This window comes from Halomonas sp. THAF12 (assembly GCF_009363675.1).
Taxonomy (GTDB): Bacteria; Pseudomonadota; Gammaproteobacteria; order Pseudomonadales; family Halomonadaceae; genus Halomonas; species Halomonas smyrnensis.
Window position 1 is genome coordinate 3,495,780 of sequence record NZ_CP045399.1, and the last position, 16,759, is coordinate 3,512,538.

A 16,759-nucleotide genomic window follows, 5' to 3' on the forward strand; every position below is an offset into this window, starting at 1 on the left:
ATTGGCAATGGGCGGGGATGTTACCATGCCAGCCATCGACGGTTGAGCCCCAGAGAGAGCCCTTATGCCCTACTTCATCGGCCTGATGTCCGGCACCAGCCTCGACGGCATCGACGCCGCCCTGGTCGACTGCTCGGCGACGCATCCGCCACGCCTGATCGCCACCCGCGGCGAGCCGATGCCGCCGGCGCTGCGCGATCGCCTGTGGTCGCTCTGCCACGCCGACGGCGCCAGCTTCGCCGACCTGGCCGCGGCCGAGCAGGGCTTCTGCGAGGCCCAGGCCCGGTCGGTGGCCGGCCTGCTGGCGGATGCCGGGCTCGCTCCCGCCGACATCGCCGCCGTCGGCAGCCACGGCCAGACCATCGAGCATGCGCCCTGGGGCCACGCCACGGGGCCGGCCTATACCCTGCAGCTCGACAACCCCAGCCTGCTGGCCGAGCTCACCGGCTGCCCGGTGGTCGCCGACTTCCGCCGCCGCGATCTCGCCGCCGGCGGCCAGGCAGCCCCCCTGGCCCCCGCCTTCCATCAGGCACTGTTCCGCGCCCCCGGCCAGTGGCGCCTGGTGCTGAACCTGGGCGGCTTCGCCAACCTCACGCTGCTGCCGCCCGGGGAAGACGATCGCGCCCCGCTGGGCTTCGACAGCGGCCCGGCCAACGCCCTGCTGGACGCCTGGCACGCGCGCCACCGCGGCGGCGCCTACGATGCCGACGGCGCCTGGGCGGCCTCGGGCCGCGTCGACGAGGCCCTGCTGGAGCGACTGCTCGCCGAGCCCTTCTTCCATCGCCCGCCGCCGCGCAGCACCGGGCGCGAGGTCTTTCATCTCGACTGGCTGGCGACTCAACTCGACGGCCGCGAGCGCCCCGAGGACGTGCAGGCCACCCTGGCCGAGCTGACCGCCGCCAGCGTGGCGCTGGCCGTGGAGATGGCCCGCGACGCCTACGACGCGCCGCCCGCCGAATGCCTGATTCCCTGCGGCGGCGGTTCCCACAACCCGGATCTGCTGGCCCGCCTGGCGCGCCGCATGCCCGACACGCGGCTGGAAAGCGCCGAGACCTTCGGCTGGTCGCCCGACTGGCTCGAGGCCGCGGCCTTCGCCTGGCTGGCCTGGTGCCGCCTCGAGGGCCAACCCGGCAACCTGCCTTCGGTCACCGGCGCCGCCGGCCCGCGAGTGCTCGGCGGACTCTTCGCACCTTAGTCGTCACCGCCGAATGCCTTACTAATGACACATCGGGGACGAAGCAGCGCGAGGGGTTTTTGGCCATGGATGGCCAAAGTAGCGCCCAGGGATGGGTTCATAGCGCCCTCGCGATGCTTTGTCGCCGGATACGTGCTTCTGAAAGCTAGGCAAAACGGGATGACTCAATAGTCGTCCTCGCCGCGCAGCGAAAGATGGCTGGCCGCCTCCCTGGCCTCGGCCAGCCCCACGCCGCGCTCGTCGCCGTACTTGATCATCATGCGCAGGTCGTTGGCCGAGTCGGCGTGCACCAGTACCACCTCCTCGCTGACCTGCCCCTTCCTGTAGAGGTCATAGAGCGCCTGGTCGAAGGTCTGCATGCCCAGGTCACGGGAACGGGCCATGACGTTCTTGATCTCGGACACCTCGCCCTTGCGGACCAGGTCGGCGATCAGCGGCGACTTCAGCAGGATCTCGATGGCCGGGCAGCGGCCCCCTGCCTGCGTCGGCAACAGCTGCTGGGCGACGATGGCCTGCAGGTTGAGCGACAGGTCGAGCCACACCTGATCGTGCCGCTCGTGGGGGAAGAAGTGAATGATCCGGTCCAGCGCCTGGTTGGCGTTGTTGGCGTGCAGGGTCGCCAGGCACAGGTGGCCGGTCTCGGCGAAGGCCAGGGCATGCTCCATGGTCTCCCGGGTGCGGATCTCGCCGATCAGGATCACGTCCGGCGCCTGGCGCAGGGTGTTCTTCAGCGCCACCTCGAACGACTCGGTATCGATGCCCACCTCGCGCTGGTTGATGATCGCCTTGTTGTGCGGGTGAACGTACTCGATCGGATCCTCGATGCTGATGATATGGCCGCCGAGGGTCTCGTTACGCCGCTGGATCATCGACGCCAGGGTCGTCGACTTGCCGGTGCCGGTGCCGCCGACCACGAACACCAGCCCGCGCTTGATGTTGGCCAGCTCGCCCAGCACCGTCGGCAGCGACAGCTCCTCCAGGTGCGGGATCTCGAAGGCGATCCGGCGCAGCACCATGGCCGGCTGGTTGCGCTGGCGGAAGGCGCTGACGCGGAAGCGCCCCCGCCCCGACAGGCTGAGGGCGAAGTTGGCCTCGTGTTCATCGTCGAAGCGCGCCCGGTGATTCTCCGGCATCGCCGCCGCCACCAGCTCGCCGACCTGCGCCACCGACAGCCCCTCCTCGCCCATGGGCATCAGCTTGCCGGCCATCTTCAGCGTCGGCGGCGCCCCCACCGAGATCAGCAGGTCCGAGGCCTCCTGCTCGATCATGATGTCGAGCAGCTGATACAGCCATTCTTTCGCGGTCATCGTCGCTCTCCTTCGCTATCACGCCGTCAGCCGGCCAGTACGGCCCGCGCCTTGGCCTGGGCCTCGTCCCGGGCCACCACGTTGTCCGCCACCAGCCGCGACAGCGCCGAGTCCAGGGTCTGCATGCCCAGGTTGCCGCCGGTCTGCAGCGACGAATAGATCTGCGCCACCTTGTCCTCGCGAATCAGGTTACGCACCGCCGAGGTGGCGATCAGGATCTCGTGGGCCGCCACCCGGCCGCCGCCCTGGCGCTTGAGCAGGGTCTGGGAGATCACCGCCTGCAGCGACTCCGAGAGCATCGAGCGCACCATGGCCTTCTCGTCGCCGGGGAAGACGTCGATGATCCGGTCGACGGTCTTGGCCGCCGAGGTGGTGTGCAGGGTGCCGAACACCAGGTGCCCGGTCTCGGCCGCGGTCAGCGCCAGCCGGATGGTCTCCAGGTCGCGCATCTCGCCGACCAGGATCACGTCAGGGTCCTCGCGCAGGGCACTGCGCAGCGCCGGCGCGAAGCCCTGGGTGTCGCGATGCACCTCGCGCTGGTTGATCAGGCAGCGCTTGCTGCGATGCACGAACTCCACCGGATCCTCGATGGTGAGGATATGCTCGAAGCGGTTGTCGTTGATGTGATCGATCATCGCCGCCAGCGTGGTGCTCTTGCCCGAACCGGTGGGGCCGGTCACCAGCACCAGGCCGCGCGGCAGCATCGCCAGGCGGCGGAACGTCTCGCCCAGCCCCAGGTCCTCCATGGTCATCACCTCGGAGGGAATGGTGCGGAACACCGCCCCGGCGCCGCGCGCCTGGTGGAAGGCGTTGACACGGAAGCGCGAGACCCCCGGCACCTCGAAGGAGAAGTCGGTCTCCAGAGACTCCTCGAAATCGCGCCGCTGACGATCGGTGAGGATGTCGTAGATCAGCTTGCGGACCTCGCGATCCTCCATCGCCGGCACGTTGAGCCGGCGGATATCGCCATCGACCCGGATCATCGGCGGCAGGCCGGCCGAAAGGTGAAGATCCGAGGCCTTCTGTTTTGCCGAGAATGCCAGCAGTTCGGTAATATCCATGCGGTTCCCCTGCTCCCGGGATTAAGGTGTTCTTAGTATGGTAGACCTCGCGACATGACGGACCTGGCACTTTGTGATGCCCTGGCCAACGCACGCCACCGCCTCGAGGCGGCACTGGCCGATGCCGGCCGCGCGCCCGACGGCGCGACGCTGCTGGCCGTGAGCAAGACCAAGCCCGCCGCCATGATCCGCGAAGCGCACGCCCTGGGCCAGCGCGATTTCGGCGAGAACTACCTGCAGGAAGCGCTGGAGAAACAGGCCGAGCTCGCGGCGCTGGACGATATCGTCTGGCACTTCATCGGCCCGCTGCAATCGAACAAGACCCGCGACGTCGCCGAGCACTTCGCCTGGGTGCACAGCCTGGAGCGCGAGAAGATCGCCCGCCGCCTCGACGCCCAGCGGCCGGAGACGCTGCCGCCGCTGAACGTCTGCCTGCAGGTCAACATCAGCGACGAGCCCTCGAAGTCGGGCGTGTCGCCGGCCGAGCTGCCGGCGCTGGCCGAGGCCGTGCTGGCCATGCCGCATCTCGCGCTGCGCGGGCTGATGGCGATACCGGCCCCGGCCGACGACCCCGCCGCCCAGCGCGAGCCCTTCGCACGACTGCGCGAGGCGCTTGAGGACCTGCGCGAGCGCTTCCCCGCGGCACGGCTCGATACCCTCTCGATGGGCATGAGCGGCGACCTGGAGGCCGCCGTGGCCGAGGGCGCCACCCAGGTGCGACTCGGCACCGCCATCTTCGGCGCACGGGACACCTCCGCTTGATCACTCACGGCGCCGCCGGCCAAGCCGCCGGCGGCCCCTTCGCCGACCCACACAGGACTGAACGCATGGCAAGCCAAGTCACCTTCATCGGCGCCGGCAACATGGCCGGCGCCATCATCGGCGGCATGATCGACAGCGGCTATTCCCGCGACGCCATCACCGCCACCTCGCCCAGCGACGACAGGCTCGCCCCGATGCGCGAGAAGTACGGCATTCACACCGCCACCGACAATGCCGCCGCCGTGGCCGAGGCCGATGTGGTAGTGCTGGCGGTCAAGCCGCAGATCATGCAGGACGTCTGTGCCGGCATGCGCGACGCCGTTCAGGGACGCAAGCCGCTGATCCTCTCGGTGGCGGCCGGCCTGTCCGCCGAGACCCTCGAGGCCTGGCTCGGCGGCGAGCTCGCCGTGGTGCGCTGCATGCCCAACACCCCCTCGCTGGTCGGCGCCGGCGCCGCCGGGCTCTACGCCAATCCGCGGGTCAGCGAGGCCCAGCGCGAGCTGGCGACCGAACTGCTCGAGGCCGTGGGTCTGGTCGAGTGGGTCGAGGAGGAAGGCCTGCTGGAAGCCGTGACCGCGGTCTCCGGCAGCGCCCCGGCCTACTTCTTCCTGATGTTCGAGGCCATGGAAGAGGCCGGCGCCAGGCTCGGCCTGCCCGCCGACACCGCCCGCCGCCTGGCCATGCAGACCGCCTTCGGTGCGGCGCGCATGGCCATGGACAGCGACCAGCCCCCGGGCGAGCTCAAGCGCAACGTGATGTCGCCCGGCGGCACCACCGAGCGCGCCATCTCGCACTTCGAAGATGCCGGCATGCGCCGCATCGTCGCCGACGCCATGGACGCCTGCGCCGCCCGCGCCCGCGAGATGGCCGAGGAACTCGGCAAGCACTGACGGCCGCGCCACGGCGCCCGATCGCACAAGACATGGAGGAGCCCCGATGGGCAGTCAACTGGGAAACGCCGGCCTGCTGCTGGTCAACACCCTCGTCAATATCTATCTGTTCCTGCTGATGCTGCGCTTCCTGCTGCAGGCATCCCGGGCCGATTACTACAACCCGCTCAGCCAGTCGGTGGTGAAGATCACCCAGCCGGTGGTGCGCCCCTTCCAGAGTTTCCTGGGGCCGGTGATGGGCCGCTTCGACCTGGCCACCCTGGCGGCCGGCTTCGTGGTCAAGCTGATCGCCATCGTCGCCATCCTGCAGCTGGCCGGCTACGGCATGGCGCCGATCACCAACCTGGCCATCGGCGGCGTGGCGGCGCTGGCCAACGCCATCCTCAAGATCTATTTCTTCGCCCTGATCGTGATGATCATCCTCAGCTGGGTGTCGCCCCGCGCCAGCCATCCGGCGGCGATACTTGTCATGCAGCTGGTGGAGCCGATCATGGCGCCGGTGCGCAGAGTGATCCCGCCGCTGGGCATGATCGATCTCTCGCCGATCGTGGTGTTCATCGCCATCAACCTGATCGACGGCGTCGTGGTGGGCTCGCTGATCCGCGCCGCCGGCGTCGTCGGCGTGCTGGTGGGACTCTAGCAGACACGTCGCCGACGATCCGGGAATCGCGATGAGCGCTTCCGGCGACAAGCCGTCGCGAGGGCGCCATGACCCCATCCATGGGCGTTGCCTCGGCCCTGCGGCGCTCTCGCGTCCTGCTCCGTTGGCAGGGCCTGTGCTGGCCATCCATGGCCAGCCCGTTCGGCGAGGGTCGCCTCACCCATGGCCAAAGCCCCTCGCGCCGGCTCATCCCCGGCGCTGATCGAGCCTCCCGGCACGCCTCGACCACCAACGAAAACGACTGGACACGCTGACAGATGACCGAGCTGCCCCGCGATTCGGTCGGCCTGGTGACGCCGCAGACGGCGCACTTCGACGACCCCCTGGACCTGGCCTGCGGCCGAACGCTGCCGGCCTACGATCTGGTCTACGAGACCTACGGCACCCTCAACGCCGAGGGCACCAACGCCGTGCTGATCTGCCACGCCCTGTCCGGGCATCACCATGCCGCCGGCTACCATGCGCAAGACGACCGCAAGCCCGGCTGGTGGAACGCCCATATCGGCCCCGGCAAGTCGATCGATACCGATCGTTTCTTCGTGGTCTCGGTGAACAACCTGGGCGGCTGCCACGGCAGCACCGGGCCGACCAGCGAGAACGCCGATACCGGCACCGCCTGGGGCCCCGACTTCCCGATGATGACGGTGGTCGACTGGGTGCACAGCCAGGCGCGCCTGGCCGACCGGCTCGGCATCGCGCGCTTCGCCGCGGTGGTCGGCGGCAGCCTCGGCGGCATGCAGGCGCTGCAGTGGACGCTGACCTATCCGGAGCGCGTCGCCCATGCCGCGGTGATCGCCGCCACGCCCAAGCTGTCGGCGCAGAACATCGCCTTCAACGAGGTCGCCCGCCAGGCGATCCGCTCCGACCCCGAGTTCTTCGACGGCCACTACGCCGAGCATGACGCTCTGCCCCGCCGCGGACTCAAGCTCGCCCGCATGGTGGGCCACATCACCTACCTGTCCGAAGACGCCATGGGCACCAAGTTCGGCCGCGACCTGCGCAGCGACGACTTCAACTTCGGCTACGACGTCGAGTTCCAGGTGGAGTCCTACCTGCGCTACCAGGGCGACGCCTTCTCGACCTCGTTCGACGCCAACACCTACCTGCTGATGACCAAGGCGCTGGACTACTTCGATCCGGCGGCGGCCCACGGCGGCGACCTGGCCGCGGCGCTGGCACCGGCCGACTGCCCCTTCCTGGTGGTCAGCTTCACCAGCGACTGGCGCTTCCCGCCGACGCGCTCGAAGGAGCTGGCCAACGCCCTGGTGCGCGCCGGCAAGGCGGTCAGCTACGCCAACATCGACTCGCCCCACGGCCACGACGCCTTCCTGCTGCCCGAGCCCCGCTACCAGGCGGTGTTCGCCGCCTTCATGGAACGCGTGGCCCGCGACCAGGGACTGGAGGACCGCTCATGATGCGCGCCGACCTGCAACGGATTCACGACTGGGTGCCAGAGGGTGCCCGAGTGCTCGACCTGGGCTGCGGCGACGGCACCCTGCTGGCGGCCCTGGCCGAGCACAAGAAGGTCACCGGCTACGGCCTGGAGATCGACCCCGACGGCATCACCGCCTGTCTGGCCAAGGGCGTCAACGTCATCGAGCAGAACCTCGATGCGGGGCTTTCCAACTTCGAGGACGACGCCTGCGACCTGGTGGTGATGACCCAGGCCCTCCAGGCGCTGCGCCGCCCGGACCGCATGCTCGACGAGATGCTGCGGGTGGCCGGCGAGTGCATCATCACCTTCCCCAACTTCGCCTACTGGCGCCACCGGGCCTATCTCGGCCTGCGCGGCTACATGCCGGTGTCCAAGTCGCTGCCCCACGCCTGGTACGACACCCCCAACATCCACCTCTCGACCTTCAACGACTTCGAGCAGCTGTGCCGCGACAAGGGCCTGATGATCGTCGACCGGGCGGTGGGCGTCGGCAGCCGTGGCGGCAACTGGGCCTCACGGCGCTGGCCCAACCTGTTCGGCGAGATCGCGATCTTCCGCGTCACCCGGCGCTGAGCGGGCGGGGCGCCGCCCCGTCCTGCTCCGGCCCGTCAGCGATAGCGGCGCTCGAGCTCGACCGGCAGCGCCTCGCCCAGGCTCACGGCCACCGGACGCCCCGCTTCCCGCCTGAAGCGGCAGGTCCGCGCCATCACCTCCACGCCCTCGCCGGCCACCCGGCGCAGCGCCTCGGCATAGGCCGGGTCCAGGTGGCCGGCCGGCGCCACCGAACGGATGCCCTCGTGGGCCACGCAGAACAGCAGCACGGCACGGTGGCCCTCGGCGGCGAGCGCGGCCAGGGTCTCGAGGTGCCGGCGCCCGCGCTCGCTGACCGCATCGGGAAAGTAGCCGTGGCCGTCGTCCTCGCGCAGGGTCACCTGCTTGACCTCGATAAAGGTGGTCGCGCCCGCCTCGCCGTCCAGCCGGAAGTCGAGTCGTGCGCGACTCCGACCCGCGCCTTCCACCCTGGCCTCGCGCTTCAGCGTACCGGCCCCGGCCAGCGCCTCGACCGTGCCCGCCACCAGCGCTTCCTCGACGATGCGGTTGGCCCGGCCGGTATGCACCGAGGCCAGGTCGACGCCGCCCTCCGGCCGGGGCAGCTCGATCAGCTCCCAGGTCCAGGCCAGCTTGCGCCTGGGGTCGTCGCTCGGCGACAGCCATACCCGGCAGCCCGGCACGTTGACCGCACGCATCGAGCCGGTGTTGGGGCAGTGGGCGACGACCTCGCGGCCGTCGTCCAGGCGCACATCGGCCAGGAAGCGCTTGTAGCGGCGCAGCAGCACGCCCGGCACCAGTGGCGCGGCATAGTCCATCAGGCGCCCTCCTGGCGGCTCAGGAACCGTCCCAGCCGCGTCACGGCCTCCTCCAGCCGCTCGACGCCGGTGGTGAAGGCGATGCGCACGTGGTATTCGCCGCCCTCGAGGGCGAAGTCGGTGCCCGGGGTGATGGCCACGTTCTCCTCCTCGAGCAGGCGCTGGCAGAAGGCCTCGCTGTCGCGGGTGTAGCGGGACACGTCGAGCCACAGGTAGAAGGCCCCCTGGGGCGGCCGGTCCGGCGCCAGCCCCAGCCGCTCGAGCCCTGCCAGCAGGGCATCGCGACGCAGCGCCAGCTCCCGGCGACGCGCCTCGAGGAGCTCGCGGCATTCGGGCTCGAAGGCCGCCAGCGCGGCGTGCTGGGCCGGCGTCGGCGCCGACAGGAAGACGTTCTGCGCCAGCCGGGTCAGCGGCTCGACCGCCGCCTCCGGCGCCACCAGCCAGCCCAGGCGCCAGCCGGTCATGCCGAAGTACTTGGAGAAGCTGTTGACCACGAAGGCCGCCGGCGCCACCGAGGCGGCGGAGAGCGGCGCGAGGTCGTAGCACAGCCCCTGATAGATCTCGTCGACCAGCAGATGACCGCCGCGTGCGGCGACGGTATCGGCCACCGCCGCGAGCCCCGCGGCATCGAGCATGTGCCCGGTGGGATTCGACGGCGTGGCCAGCATCGCCAGCCGGGTGTCGTCGCGCCAGTGGCGGGCGACGGTCGCGGCGTCGAGCTGCCAGCCGCTGGCCGGTCCCACCGGGACCGTATCGACCTCGGCGCCGGCCAGCGCCATGAAGTGACGATTGCAGGGATAGGTGGGATCGGCCATCAGCACCCGGTCGCCGCCCTCGACCAGCAGCTGGCTGGCCAGCAGCAACGCGCCGGAGGCGCCGGGGGTGACGATGATCCGCGCCGGATCGACCTCGGCGTCGAAGTGGCGCGCGTAGTGCCCGGCGATCGCCTCGCGCAGCGCCGGCAGGCCCGCGGCCGGCGTGTAGCGGGTATGCCCCTCGGCCAGGGCTCGCTGGCCGGCGGCCTGCACCGGCTCGGGGGTGGGGAAGTCCGGCTCGCCCACCTCCAGGTGGATGACGTCGTGGCCCGCGGCCTCGCGGGCCTGGGCCGCCTCCAGCAGGCGCATCACGCGGAAGGGAGCGACGGCGTCGAGTCGTGAGCTCCAGGACATGGGCATCTCCTTTGCACGGCATGCCATGGCAGGCCTCTCTCCGATCTGCCATGGTCAAAGCCTGCATGTTACGACTTTTGTTGCGCTGGCGCAGTCAAGCACCGGGAGGGGGATTGCAAAGACCGCGTTTTTTCGCTAAACAAGCATCCCTTTGGCGTGAGATACCTTGAGCAGCGCATCGGGTATTGATCAGCAGTTACACAAGACACGAGGCAGTCCCATGCCAGTAGCAGAAAAGAAAATGGAAGCGCCCAAGAAATTCACCCCGTACGAGCCGGCACCGGGTGAAGAGTACATGAACGACAAGCAGCTCGAGCACTTCCGACAGATCCTGCTGGGCTGGAAACAGGAGCTCATGGAGGAAGTGGATCGCACGGTGCGCCATCTTCAGGAGGAGGCGAACAACTACGCCGACCCCGCGGATCGCGCCACCCAGGAGGAAGGTTTCAGCCTCGAGCTCCGTACCCGCGACCGCGAGCGCAAGCTGCTCAAGAAGATCAACGAGACCATCGAGAAGATCGACGAGGACGACTACGGCTTCTGCGACGCCTGCGGCGTCGAGATCGGCATCCGCCGCCTCGAGGCGCGTCCCACCGCGACCCTGTGCGTCGACTGCAAGACCCTCGCCGAGCTCAAGGAGAAGCAGCTGGGCGGCTGATGCCCGGCCGTCACCGCTTCCGCGACGGGCGCCGCCGGCGCCCGTCCGCCCCGTCTTTCCCGCTCCGGAGCCGCCCATGAGTGCCTATCGTGGCCGCTTCGCCCCGACCCCCTCGGGTCCGCTGCACTTCGGCTCGCTGGTCGCCGCCCTGGCCAGTTACCTGGACGCGCGCCACGCGCGAGGCCACTGGGGCCTGCGCATCGAGGACGTCGATCCGCCGCGCTGCCCGGCCGGCGCCGCTGACGCCATCCTGCGCCAGCTCGAGGCCTTCGGCCTGCACTGGGACGGCCCGGTCGCCTGGCAGAGCCCCCGCCACGACGCCTATGCCGCCGCCCTGGCGCGCCTCGAGGCGAAGGGCCTGGCCTATCCCTGCAGCTGCTCGCGCAAGCAGTGGCGGGACCATCCCGTCTATCCCGGCTGGTGCCGCGACGGCGTCCGCGAGCCAGGCAAGCCCCTGGCCTGGCGGCTGCGCAGCGACCTCGGCCTGCGCCCGGTGCGCTGGGAGGATCGGCTGTTCGGCCCGCAGGCCTTCGACCCGGCCGAGCTCGGCGACGTGGTGCTCAAGCGCAAGGACGGCCTCTGGGCCTATCAGCTGGCGGTGGTGGTCGACGACGCCGAACAGGGCATCAACGAGGTGGTGCGCGGCGCCGACCTGCTCGACAACACGCCCTGGCAGCGCCAGCTGCAGCAGGCCCTCGGCCTGCCCGAGCCGCGCTACCTGCATCTGCCGCTGGTGATGGGCGACGACGGCCAGAAGCTGTCCAAGCAGAACCTGGCCCCGGCGCTGCCGGAGACCGAGCCTGGGGCGCGGCCGCTGCTCCACCGCGCCCTGACCCTGCTCGACCAGGCCCCGCCGGCCGGGCTGGCCGAGGCACCGGTGGCCGAACAGCTCGAGCACGCCGTCGCGCACTGGGCGCCGGAGCGGCTGCGCGCCGACCCCGAACGGCGCCTGACGGGCGCCATCGCCGGCTGAGGAGACGCCGTGTACGTCTATCGCATCGTGCTGTTCCTGGTCTTCGCCGGCTACCTGTTCTCGCCGCTGCTGATGAGCGGCTGGGGCAGCCCCGGCGCCGCCTGGTATCGCCCCTTCCTGATCTGGGCCGGGCTGATCGCCCTGACCGTGTGGCTGGAGCGCAAGCGCCGGCTCGATGAACAGCGCCAGGAGGAGCTCGAATGAGCCTCGCCGGCCTGCTGGGGCTGGGCCTCGGCTACCTGCTGCTGCTCGCCCTGTGCGCCCTGGCGGTGGATCGCGGCTGGCTGCCGACGCGCCTGGTGCGCCATCCGGCGACCCACACCCTGGCGCTGGGCGTCTATGCCAGTGCCTGGGCCATCCACGGCACCCTCGAGCAGGCCGACCGCAGCGGCTACGGCTATCTGGCCTACTACCTGGGCGCGGCCGGCGCCTTCCTGCTGGCGCCGATGCTGCTGGTGCCGATCCAGCGCATGGCCCACACCTACCAGCTGGCCTCGCTGGCCGACCTGTTCGCCTTCCGTTTCCGCTCGCGCTGGGTGGGCACCCTGGTCACCCTGGTCAGCCTGCTGGCGGTGCTGCCGCTGCTGGCGCTGCAGGTGCAGACCATGGGCAACGCCATCCGGCTGCTGTCAGGCGGCGGCTCCCGGGAGTGGCTGGCGCTGGGCTTCAGCGCCCTGATCGCGCTGTTCGCGATCCTGTTCGGCGCCCGACACACGCATCTCAACACACGCCAGGACGGCCTGCTGGCGGTGATCGCCCTGGAGTCGGTGGTCAAGCTCGGGGCCATGCTGGCATTGGGGGCCTTCGCGCTGTTCGGCATCTTCGACGGTCCCGGCGACCTGCAGGCCTGGCTCGACGGCCCCGGGCACCTCGCCCAGGCCGAGACCCATCCGCTGGCCCCGGCCCAGTGGCGCACCCTGCTGATGCTGTTCTTCGCCGCGGCCTTCCTGATGCCGCACATGTTCCATATCACCTTCGCCGAGCCGCTGGGGCGCCGCACCCTGCTGCGCGCCGGCTGGGTGATGCCGCTGTTCCTGCTGCTGATGGCGCTGCCGGTACCGCTGATCCTGTGGGGCGCCCAGCGCCTCGGCGTCGACGCCTCGCTCACCGGCAGCGCCTACCTGGCCTTCGGCCTGTCGTCCTCGTGGTGGGTCGGCGCCCTGGCCTTCCTCGCCGGCCTGGCCGCGGCCAGCGGCACCATGATCATCATCTCTCTGGCACTGTCGGGGATGATCCTCAACCACCTGGTGCTGGTGGCCCATCCGCCCATCGCCCAGCCCGACCTCTACCGCTGGCTGCGCTGGCTGCGCCGCGGGCTGATCGCCGCGGTGATCGGCGGCGGCTGGCTGTTCTATCGCACCGTGGGCGTGCATCACGATCTCTCGACCCTGGCGATGGCCTCGTTCGTCGGCATGGCCCAGTGCCTGCCCGGCATGCTGGCGCTGCTCTACTGGCCCGGCGCCAACCGCAAGGGCATGGTGACCGGCCTGGCGGTTGGCGTGGCGATCTGGCTGGCCGGGCTGTGGCCGTCGCTGCTCGGCGGCGCCCCCTGGCTGCCGCCGATTCCCCCGGGGCTGGAGGCACTGGCCGACGAGCCCGACTGGTATCTCGTCACGCTGGTCTCGCTGGCCGCCAACGTGCTGAGCTTCATCCTGGTCTCGCTGGCCACCCGCACCTCGGCCGGCGAGCGGGCGGCCGCCGAGGCCTGCTCGGTGGACGCCGTGGTGCGCCCCATGCGCCTGCCGCTGGTGGCCGCCAACGGCCTGGAGATCAAGCGCCACCTGGCCCGGGCGCTGGGCCAGGAGGTCGCCGAGCGGGAGGTGGAACGCGCCCTGGCGGCGCTGCAGATGTCGCCCCTCGACGGCCGCCCCTATGCCCTGCGCCGGCTGCGCGATCGCATCCAGGCCAACCTCTCCGGGCTGATGGGGCCCTCGGTGGCCCAGGACATCGTCGACCGCTTCCTGCCCTATCGCCAGGACGGCCCCGGCGCCACCGAGGACATCCACTTCGTCGAGAACCGCCTGGAGGACTATCGTCCGCGCCTCAACGGCCTGGCCCGGGAGATCGACGGCCTGCGCCGCTACCACCGCCGCACCCTGAGCCGGCTGCCGGTGGGGCTGTGCGCCTTCGGCGAGGACGGCGAGCTGCTGATGTGGAACGACGCCCTGGCCGAGCTCTCCGGCATTCCCGGCGAGTCGGTGATCGGCGCCCACCGCGACACCCTGCCGCCGCCCTGGAACGAGCTGCTGGGCCGCATCCTCGCCGAGCCGGCCAGCCAGCTCTACAAGCAGCCGGTGACGCTGGCGAACGGCCCGCGCTTCCTGAGCCTGCACAAGGCCGAGCGGCAGGACGAGCGCGCCACCCACGGCGGCAACGTCATCCTGGTGGAGGATCACAGCGAGATGAAGTGGCTCGAGGACGAGCTGGTGCACGCCGCGCGCCTGGCCTCCATCGGCCAGCTGGCCGCCGGCGTGGCCCACGAGATCGGCAACCCCATCACCGGCATCTCCTCGCTGGCCCAGAACCTGCGCTACGACACCGACGACCCCGAGCTGCGGGAGACCGCCGACCAGATCCAGCAGCTCACCGACCGCGTCTCGCGCATCGTCGGCTCGCTGGTCGGCTTCGCCCACGGCGGGCGTCACGTCACCGGCGCCGCGTTTCAGCCGGTGTCGATGGCCGAGGTCACCGACGAGGCCCTGAACTTGATCCACCTCGCCCGCTCGGGGGAGGATATCCGCTTCGAGAACCGCTGCCCGCCGACGCCGCGGGTGACCGGCGACGCCCAGCGCCTGCAGCAGGTGATGATCAACCTGCTCGGCAACGCCCGCGACGCCAGCGAGCCCGGCGGCCGGGTGATCGCCGCCGCCGAACCGGACGGCGAGCGGCTCAGGGTCACGGTCACCGACGGGGGCCACGGCATCGACGAGCGGGTGCGTGATCACCTGTTCGAGCCCTTCACCACCACCAAGCCCGCCGGCGAGGGCACGGGACTCGGCCTGCCGCTGGTCTACAGCATCGTCGCCGAGCACGGCGGCCAGATCGACATCGAGTCCCCGCCCGCCGGGCAGGCCCATGGCACCCGTATCCTGCTGTGGCTGCCCCTCCACCGAGAGGATGCTGAGAGAACCGATGAGCCGGATCCTGATCGTTGAAGACGAAGCCATCATCCGCAGCGCCCTGAGGCGCCTGCTGGAGCGCCACGAGCACCGGGTCAGCGAGGCCGGTTCGGTGGATGAGGCGCTGGCCCTCGATCCCCAGGGCTTCGACCTGGTGATCAGTGACCTGCGTCTGCCCGGCGATCCCGGCACCGAGCTGATCGCCCGCGCCGCCCCGGTGCCGGTGCTGATCATGACCAGCTACGCCAGCATGCGCTCGGCGGTGGAGGCGCTGAAGCTCGGCGCGGTGGACTACGTGGCCAAGCCCTTCGACCACGACGAGCTGCTCGAGACCGTGTCCCGGGTGCTCCATCAGCGCGCCCTGCGGCAGGGCGAGCCGCCCGACATCACCGCCCCCGGCGGCGAGCGCCAGCCGATGATCGGCAACTGCCCGGCCATGCAGGCGGTCTACACCCGCATCCGCAAGACCGCGCCGGCCGACGTCACGGTGCTGATCCAGGGCGAGTCCGGCACCGGCAAGGAGCTGGTGGCCCGCGCCCTGCACCAGCAGAGCAAACGCGCCGCCGCGCCGCTGGTGTGCGTGAACTGCGCGGCCATCCCGGAGACGCTGATCGAGTCCGAGCTGTTCGGCCACGAGAAGGGCGCCTTCACCGGCGCCAGCGCCGCCCGCACCGGCCTGGTCGAGGCCGCCGACGGCGGCACCCTGTTCCTCGACGAGATCGGCGAGCTGCCGCTGGACGCCCAGGCCCGGCTGCTGCGGGTGCTGCAGGAGGGCGAGATCCGCAAGATCGGCTCGGTCGAGACCCGCCACGTCGACGTGCGCCTGATCGCCGCCACCCACCGCGACCTGCACGCGCTGTCGCGCACCGGCGGCTTCCGCCTCGACCTCTACTACCGACTCAACGTGATGCAGATCGACCTGCCGCCGCTGCGCGACCGCGAGGACGACATCCTGGAGATCGCCGACGCGTTGCTGGAGAAGGCCTGCCGCCGCCACGAGCGCGAGGGCCTCAAGCTGTCGCGGGCCGCCCGGCGGATGATCCGCGACTGCCCCTGGCCCGGCAACGTGCGCGAGCTGGAGAACGCCCTGGAGCGCGGCGTGATCCTCGCCGAGGGCCACCTGATCCATCCCGACGATCTGGGGCTCGGCCCCGCGCCCCATGCCGGTGCGGCCGCGCCGGCACCGCCCGTTCCCGACGACGAGCCGCCCGCCTCCGGCGGCGGCGAACGAGCGGACGAGGAGGAAGAGGACCTGTCCCTCGAGGACTACTTCCAGCACTTCGTGCTCGAGCACCAGGACCAGATGAGCGAGACCGAGCTGGCCCAGAAGCTCGGCATCAGCCGCAAGTGCCTGTGGGAGCGCCGCCAGCGCCTCGGCATCCCGCGCAAGAAGGGCCCTCGCCGCGGCACCGGCTGAGGCGACGGGCGACGGGCGACGACCCTCTCTACGACCAAAGCACTAGCGCCCGTGGCCTCGGCCGCGGGCGTCGTTTTTGCGGCATTCGACGGCGCGCGCGCACCATTTGTTACCTTCCCACACAGCATTTGCCCCATAAGCGGGCAGCCTGGGTAACACTTTCCGGGCTCACATCGGACACGCTCGCCACGCGCAACAGCAAGCACATGTTTTTAAATGCTTTTTCAAATAGTGGCATACCGCCTGCTACGTACAGGACAAGAAAAACAATGCCGGATGCCACCCGCGGCCACGAACAACAACAAGGCCAGCGAGCGGTGACGGGCCCGACCCCACAACAACAAGACCACGGGCCGAAGACACACGAGCGCCATTGCCGACAACAAGCACAACAGCGGCAGCCGGCGCGAGTCCTTCGAGGCAACAACAACAAGACGCTCGAAGTCCGGAATCAGGACGCGACGCACCCGACCCGGCCACCAACAACAACAAGGGCCGTCAGAGGTGCACCCCCGTCAACAACAACAAGACGTCGGGGGGAGGCAATCATCTGCCGTCGTGGTTGGATTATTGTTTTGAATACGAGGCGGTCACTTTCAGGAACGTCCACAAAGACAACAACATTGCTTGCCTGAGCTCCTTGGTGACTGTGGTGCGTATTCAAGGCGATGCGCCATCACGAAGAAAAATCAGCAGCAGGGATGCTGCATCCTGCTTTCAGGGGAGGCTCACGGGCCTCCCCTTT

General features: G+C 70.1%; 15 protein-coding genes. 11 read left to right on the plus strand and 4 right to left on the minus strand.

Features of this window, described 5'->3' with window-relative positions; translation table 11 throughout:
- Positions 1–64 precede the first annotated feature (64 nt).
- The gene (locus FIU88_RS16255; RefSeq protein WP_152479873.1) at positions 65–1,195 is read left to right on the plus strand and encodes an anhydro-N-acetylmuramic acid kinase; all 1,131 of its coding nucleotides are present in this window, start codon (positions 65–67) and stop codon (positions 1,193–1,195) included.
- A 164-nt stretch (positions 1,196–1,359) separates the two neighbouring features.
- Here FIU88_RS16255 and FIU88_RS16260 read toward each other — a convergent pair whose 3' ends face one another.
- Together FIU88_RS16260 and FIU88_RS16265 are read right to left on the minus strand one after the other, a co-directional pair.
- On the minus strand, positions 1,360–2,502 hold the full coding sequence (locus FIU88_RS16260) for a PilT/PilU family type 4a pilus ATPase (protein ID WP_152479874.1): 1,143 nt from the start codon (positions 2,500–2,502) through the stop codon (positions 1,360–1,362).
- Between the two features lie 26 nt (positions 2,503–2,528).
- Positions 2,529–3,563 (minus strand): type IV pilus twitching motility protein PilT, encoded by a 1,035-nt coding sequence (locus tag FIU88_RS16265; RefSeq protein ID WP_152479875.1) that lies wholly within the window; start codon positions 3,561–3,563, stop codon positions 2,529–2,531.
- A 54-nt stretch (positions 3,564–3,617) separates the two neighbouring features.
- On the opposite strand from FIU88_RS16265, the gene FIU88_RS16270 reads away from it, so the two are divergent.
- The 5 genes from FIU88_RS16270 (at position 3,618) to metW (ending at position 7,884) form a co-directional block, all read left to right on the plus strand.
- A complete protein-coding gene (locus FIU88_RS16270; RefSeq protein WP_152479876.1) occupies positions 3,618–4,325 on the plus strand; it encodes a YggS family pyridoxal phosphate-dependent enzyme in 708 nt (235 codons plus the stop codon).
- A 65-nt stretch (positions 4,326–4,390) separates the two neighbouring features.
- Complete coding sequence (gene proC / locus FIU88_RS16275) at positions 4,391–5,215, plus strand: pyrroline-5-carboxylate reductase (protein WP_152479877.1); 825 nt, start codon at positions 4,391–4,393, stop codon at positions 5,213–5,215.
- Between the two features lie 46 nt (positions 5,216–5,261).
- Positions 5,262–5,855 (plus strand): YggT family protein, encoded by a 594-nt coding sequence (locus tag FIU88_RS16280; protein ID WP_016853956.1) that lies wholly within the window; start codon positions 5,262–5,264, stop codon positions 5,853–5,855.
- Positions 5,856–6,133: 278 nt separating this feature from the next.
- The gene (locus tag FIU88_RS16285) at positions 6,134–7,291 is read left to right on the plus strand and encodes a homoserine O-acetyltransferase (RefSeq protein ID WP_152479878.1); all 1,158 of its coding nucleotides are present in this window, start codon (positions 6,134–6,136) and stop codon (positions 7,289–7,291) included.
- The gene (metW, locus tag FIU88_RS16290) at positions 7,291–7,884 is read left to right on the plus strand and encodes a methionine biosynthesis protein MetW (protein ID WP_152480262.1); all 594 of its coding nucleotides are present in this window, start codon (positions 7,291–7,293) and stop codon (positions 7,882–7,884) included. Before FIU88_RS16285 ends, metW begins: the two co-directional genes overlap by 1 nt.
- A gap of 35 nt (positions 7,885–7,919) precedes the next feature.
- On the opposite strand, the gene sfsA is transcribed toward metW, so the two are convergent.
- Both sfsA and FIU88_RS16300 read right to left on the minus strand, forming a co-directional pair.
- A complete protein-coding gene (gene sfsA, locus FIU88_RS16295) occupies positions 7,920–8,678 on the minus strand; it encodes a DNA/RNA nuclease SfsA (RefSeq protein ID WP_152479879.1) in 759 nt (252 codons plus the stop codon).
- Positions 8,678–9,847, minus strand: coding sequence for an aminotransferase class I/II-fold pyridoxal phosphate-dependent enzyme (locus FIU88_RS16300; protein ID WP_152479880.1), 1,170 nt, complete (start codon positions 9,845–9,847; stop codon positions 8,678–8,680). Before FIU88_RS16300 ends, sfsA begins: the two co-directional genes overlap by 1 nt.
- 220 nt (positions 9,848–10,067) lie before the next feature.
- On the opposite strand from FIU88_RS16300, the gene dksA reads away from it, so the two are divergent.
- From dksA to FIU88_RS16325, 5 genes are all read left to right on the plus strand, one after another.
- Positions 10,068–10,505: an RNA polymerase-binding protein DksA gene (gene dksA / locus FIU88_RS16305; RefSeq protein ID WP_026068301.1), complete on the plus strand. Its 438-nt coding sequence runs from the start codon at positions 10,068–10,070 to the stop codon at positions 10,503–10,505.
- A gap of 76 nt (positions 10,506–10,581) precedes the next feature.
- Entirely contained in the window at positions 10,582–11,478 is an 897-nt protein-coding gene (gluQRS, locus tag FIU88_RS16310; RefSeq protein WP_152479881.1) for a tRNA glutamyl-Q(34) synthetase GluQRS, read from the plus strand.
- Positions 11,479–11,487: 9 nt separating this feature from the next.
- Positions 11,488–11,682, plus strand: a complete 195-nt coding sequence (locus FIU88_RS16315) for a hypothetical protein (RefSeq protein ID WP_016853963.1) — start codon at positions 11,488–11,490, stop codon at positions 11,680–11,682.
- A complete protein-coding gene (locus FIU88_RS16320) occupies positions 11,679–14,633 on the plus strand; it encodes an ATP-binding protein (protein WP_152479882.1) in 2,955 nt (984 codons plus the stop codon). Before FIU88_RS16315 ends, FIU88_RS16320 begins: the two co-directional genes overlap by 4 nt.
- Positions 14,611–16,014, plus strand: a complete 1,404-nt coding sequence (locus tag FIU88_RS16325) for a sigma-54 dependent transcriptional regulator (protein WP_152479883.1) — start codon at positions 14,611–14,613, stop codon at positions 16,012–16,014. The genes FIU88_RS16320 and FIU88_RS16325 overlap by 23 nt, the downstream gene beginning before the upstream one ends.
- Positions 16,015–16,759 lie beyond the last annotated feature (745 nt).

Bases quoted from the DNA above. Each gene is read 5' to 3' on its own strand.
- sfsA (WP_152479879.1), bottom strand. From the start codon at position 8,678: ATGGACTATGCCGCGCCACTGGTGCCGGGCGTGCTGCTGCGCCGCTAC.
- FIU88_RS16320 (WP_152479882.1), top strand. From the start codon at position 11,679: ATGAGCCTCGCCGGCCTGCTGGGGCTGGGCCTCGGCTACCTGCTGCTG.
- FIU88_RS16265 (WP_152479875.1), bottom strand. From the start codon at position 3,563: ATGGATATTACCGAACTGCTGGCATTCTCGGCAAAACAGAAGGCCTCG.
- FIU88_RS16255 (WP_152479873.1), top strand. From the start codon at position 65: ATGCCCTACTTCATCGGCCTGATGTCCGGCACCAGCCTCGACGGCATC.
- proC (WP_152479877.1), top strand. From the start codon at position 4,391: ATGGCAAGCCAAGTCACCTTCATCGGCGCCGGCAACATGGCCGGCGCC.
- metW (WP_152480262.1), top strand. From the start codon at position 7,291: ATGCGCGCCGACCTGCAACGGATTCACGACTGGGTGCCAGAGGGTGCC.
- FIU88_RS16280 (WP_016853956.1), top strand. From the start codon at position 5,262: ATGGGCAGTCAACTGGGAAACGCCGGCCTGCTGCTGGTCAACACCCTC.
- dksA (WP_026068301.1), top strand. From the start codon at position 10,068: ATGCCAGTAGCAGAAAAGAAAATGGAAGCGCCCAAGAAATTCACCCCG.
- FIU88_RS16260 (WP_152479874.1), bottom strand. From the start codon at position 2,502: ATGACCGCGAAAGAATGGCTGTATCAGCTGCTCGACATCATGATCGAG.
- FIU88_RS16285 (WP_152479878.1), top strand. From the start codon at position 6,134: ATGACCGAGCTGCCCCGCGATTCGGTCGGCCTGGTGACGCCGCAGACG.
- FIU88_RS16300 (WP_152479880.1), bottom strand. From the start codon at position 9,847: ATGTCCTGGAGCTCACGACTCGACGCCGTCGCTCCCTTCCGCGTGATG.
- gluQRS (WP_152479881.1), top strand. From the start codon at position 10,582: ATGAGTGCCTATCGTGGCCGCTTCGCCCCGACCCCCTCGGGTCCGCTG.
- FIU88_RS16325 (WP_152479883.1), top strand. From the start codon at position 14,611: ATGAGCCGGATCCTGATCGTTGAAGACGAAGCCATCATCCGCAGCGCC.
- FIU88_RS16270 (WP_152479876.1), top strand. From the start codon at position 3,618: ATGACGGACCTGGCACTTTGTGATGCCCTGGCCAACGCACGCCACCGC.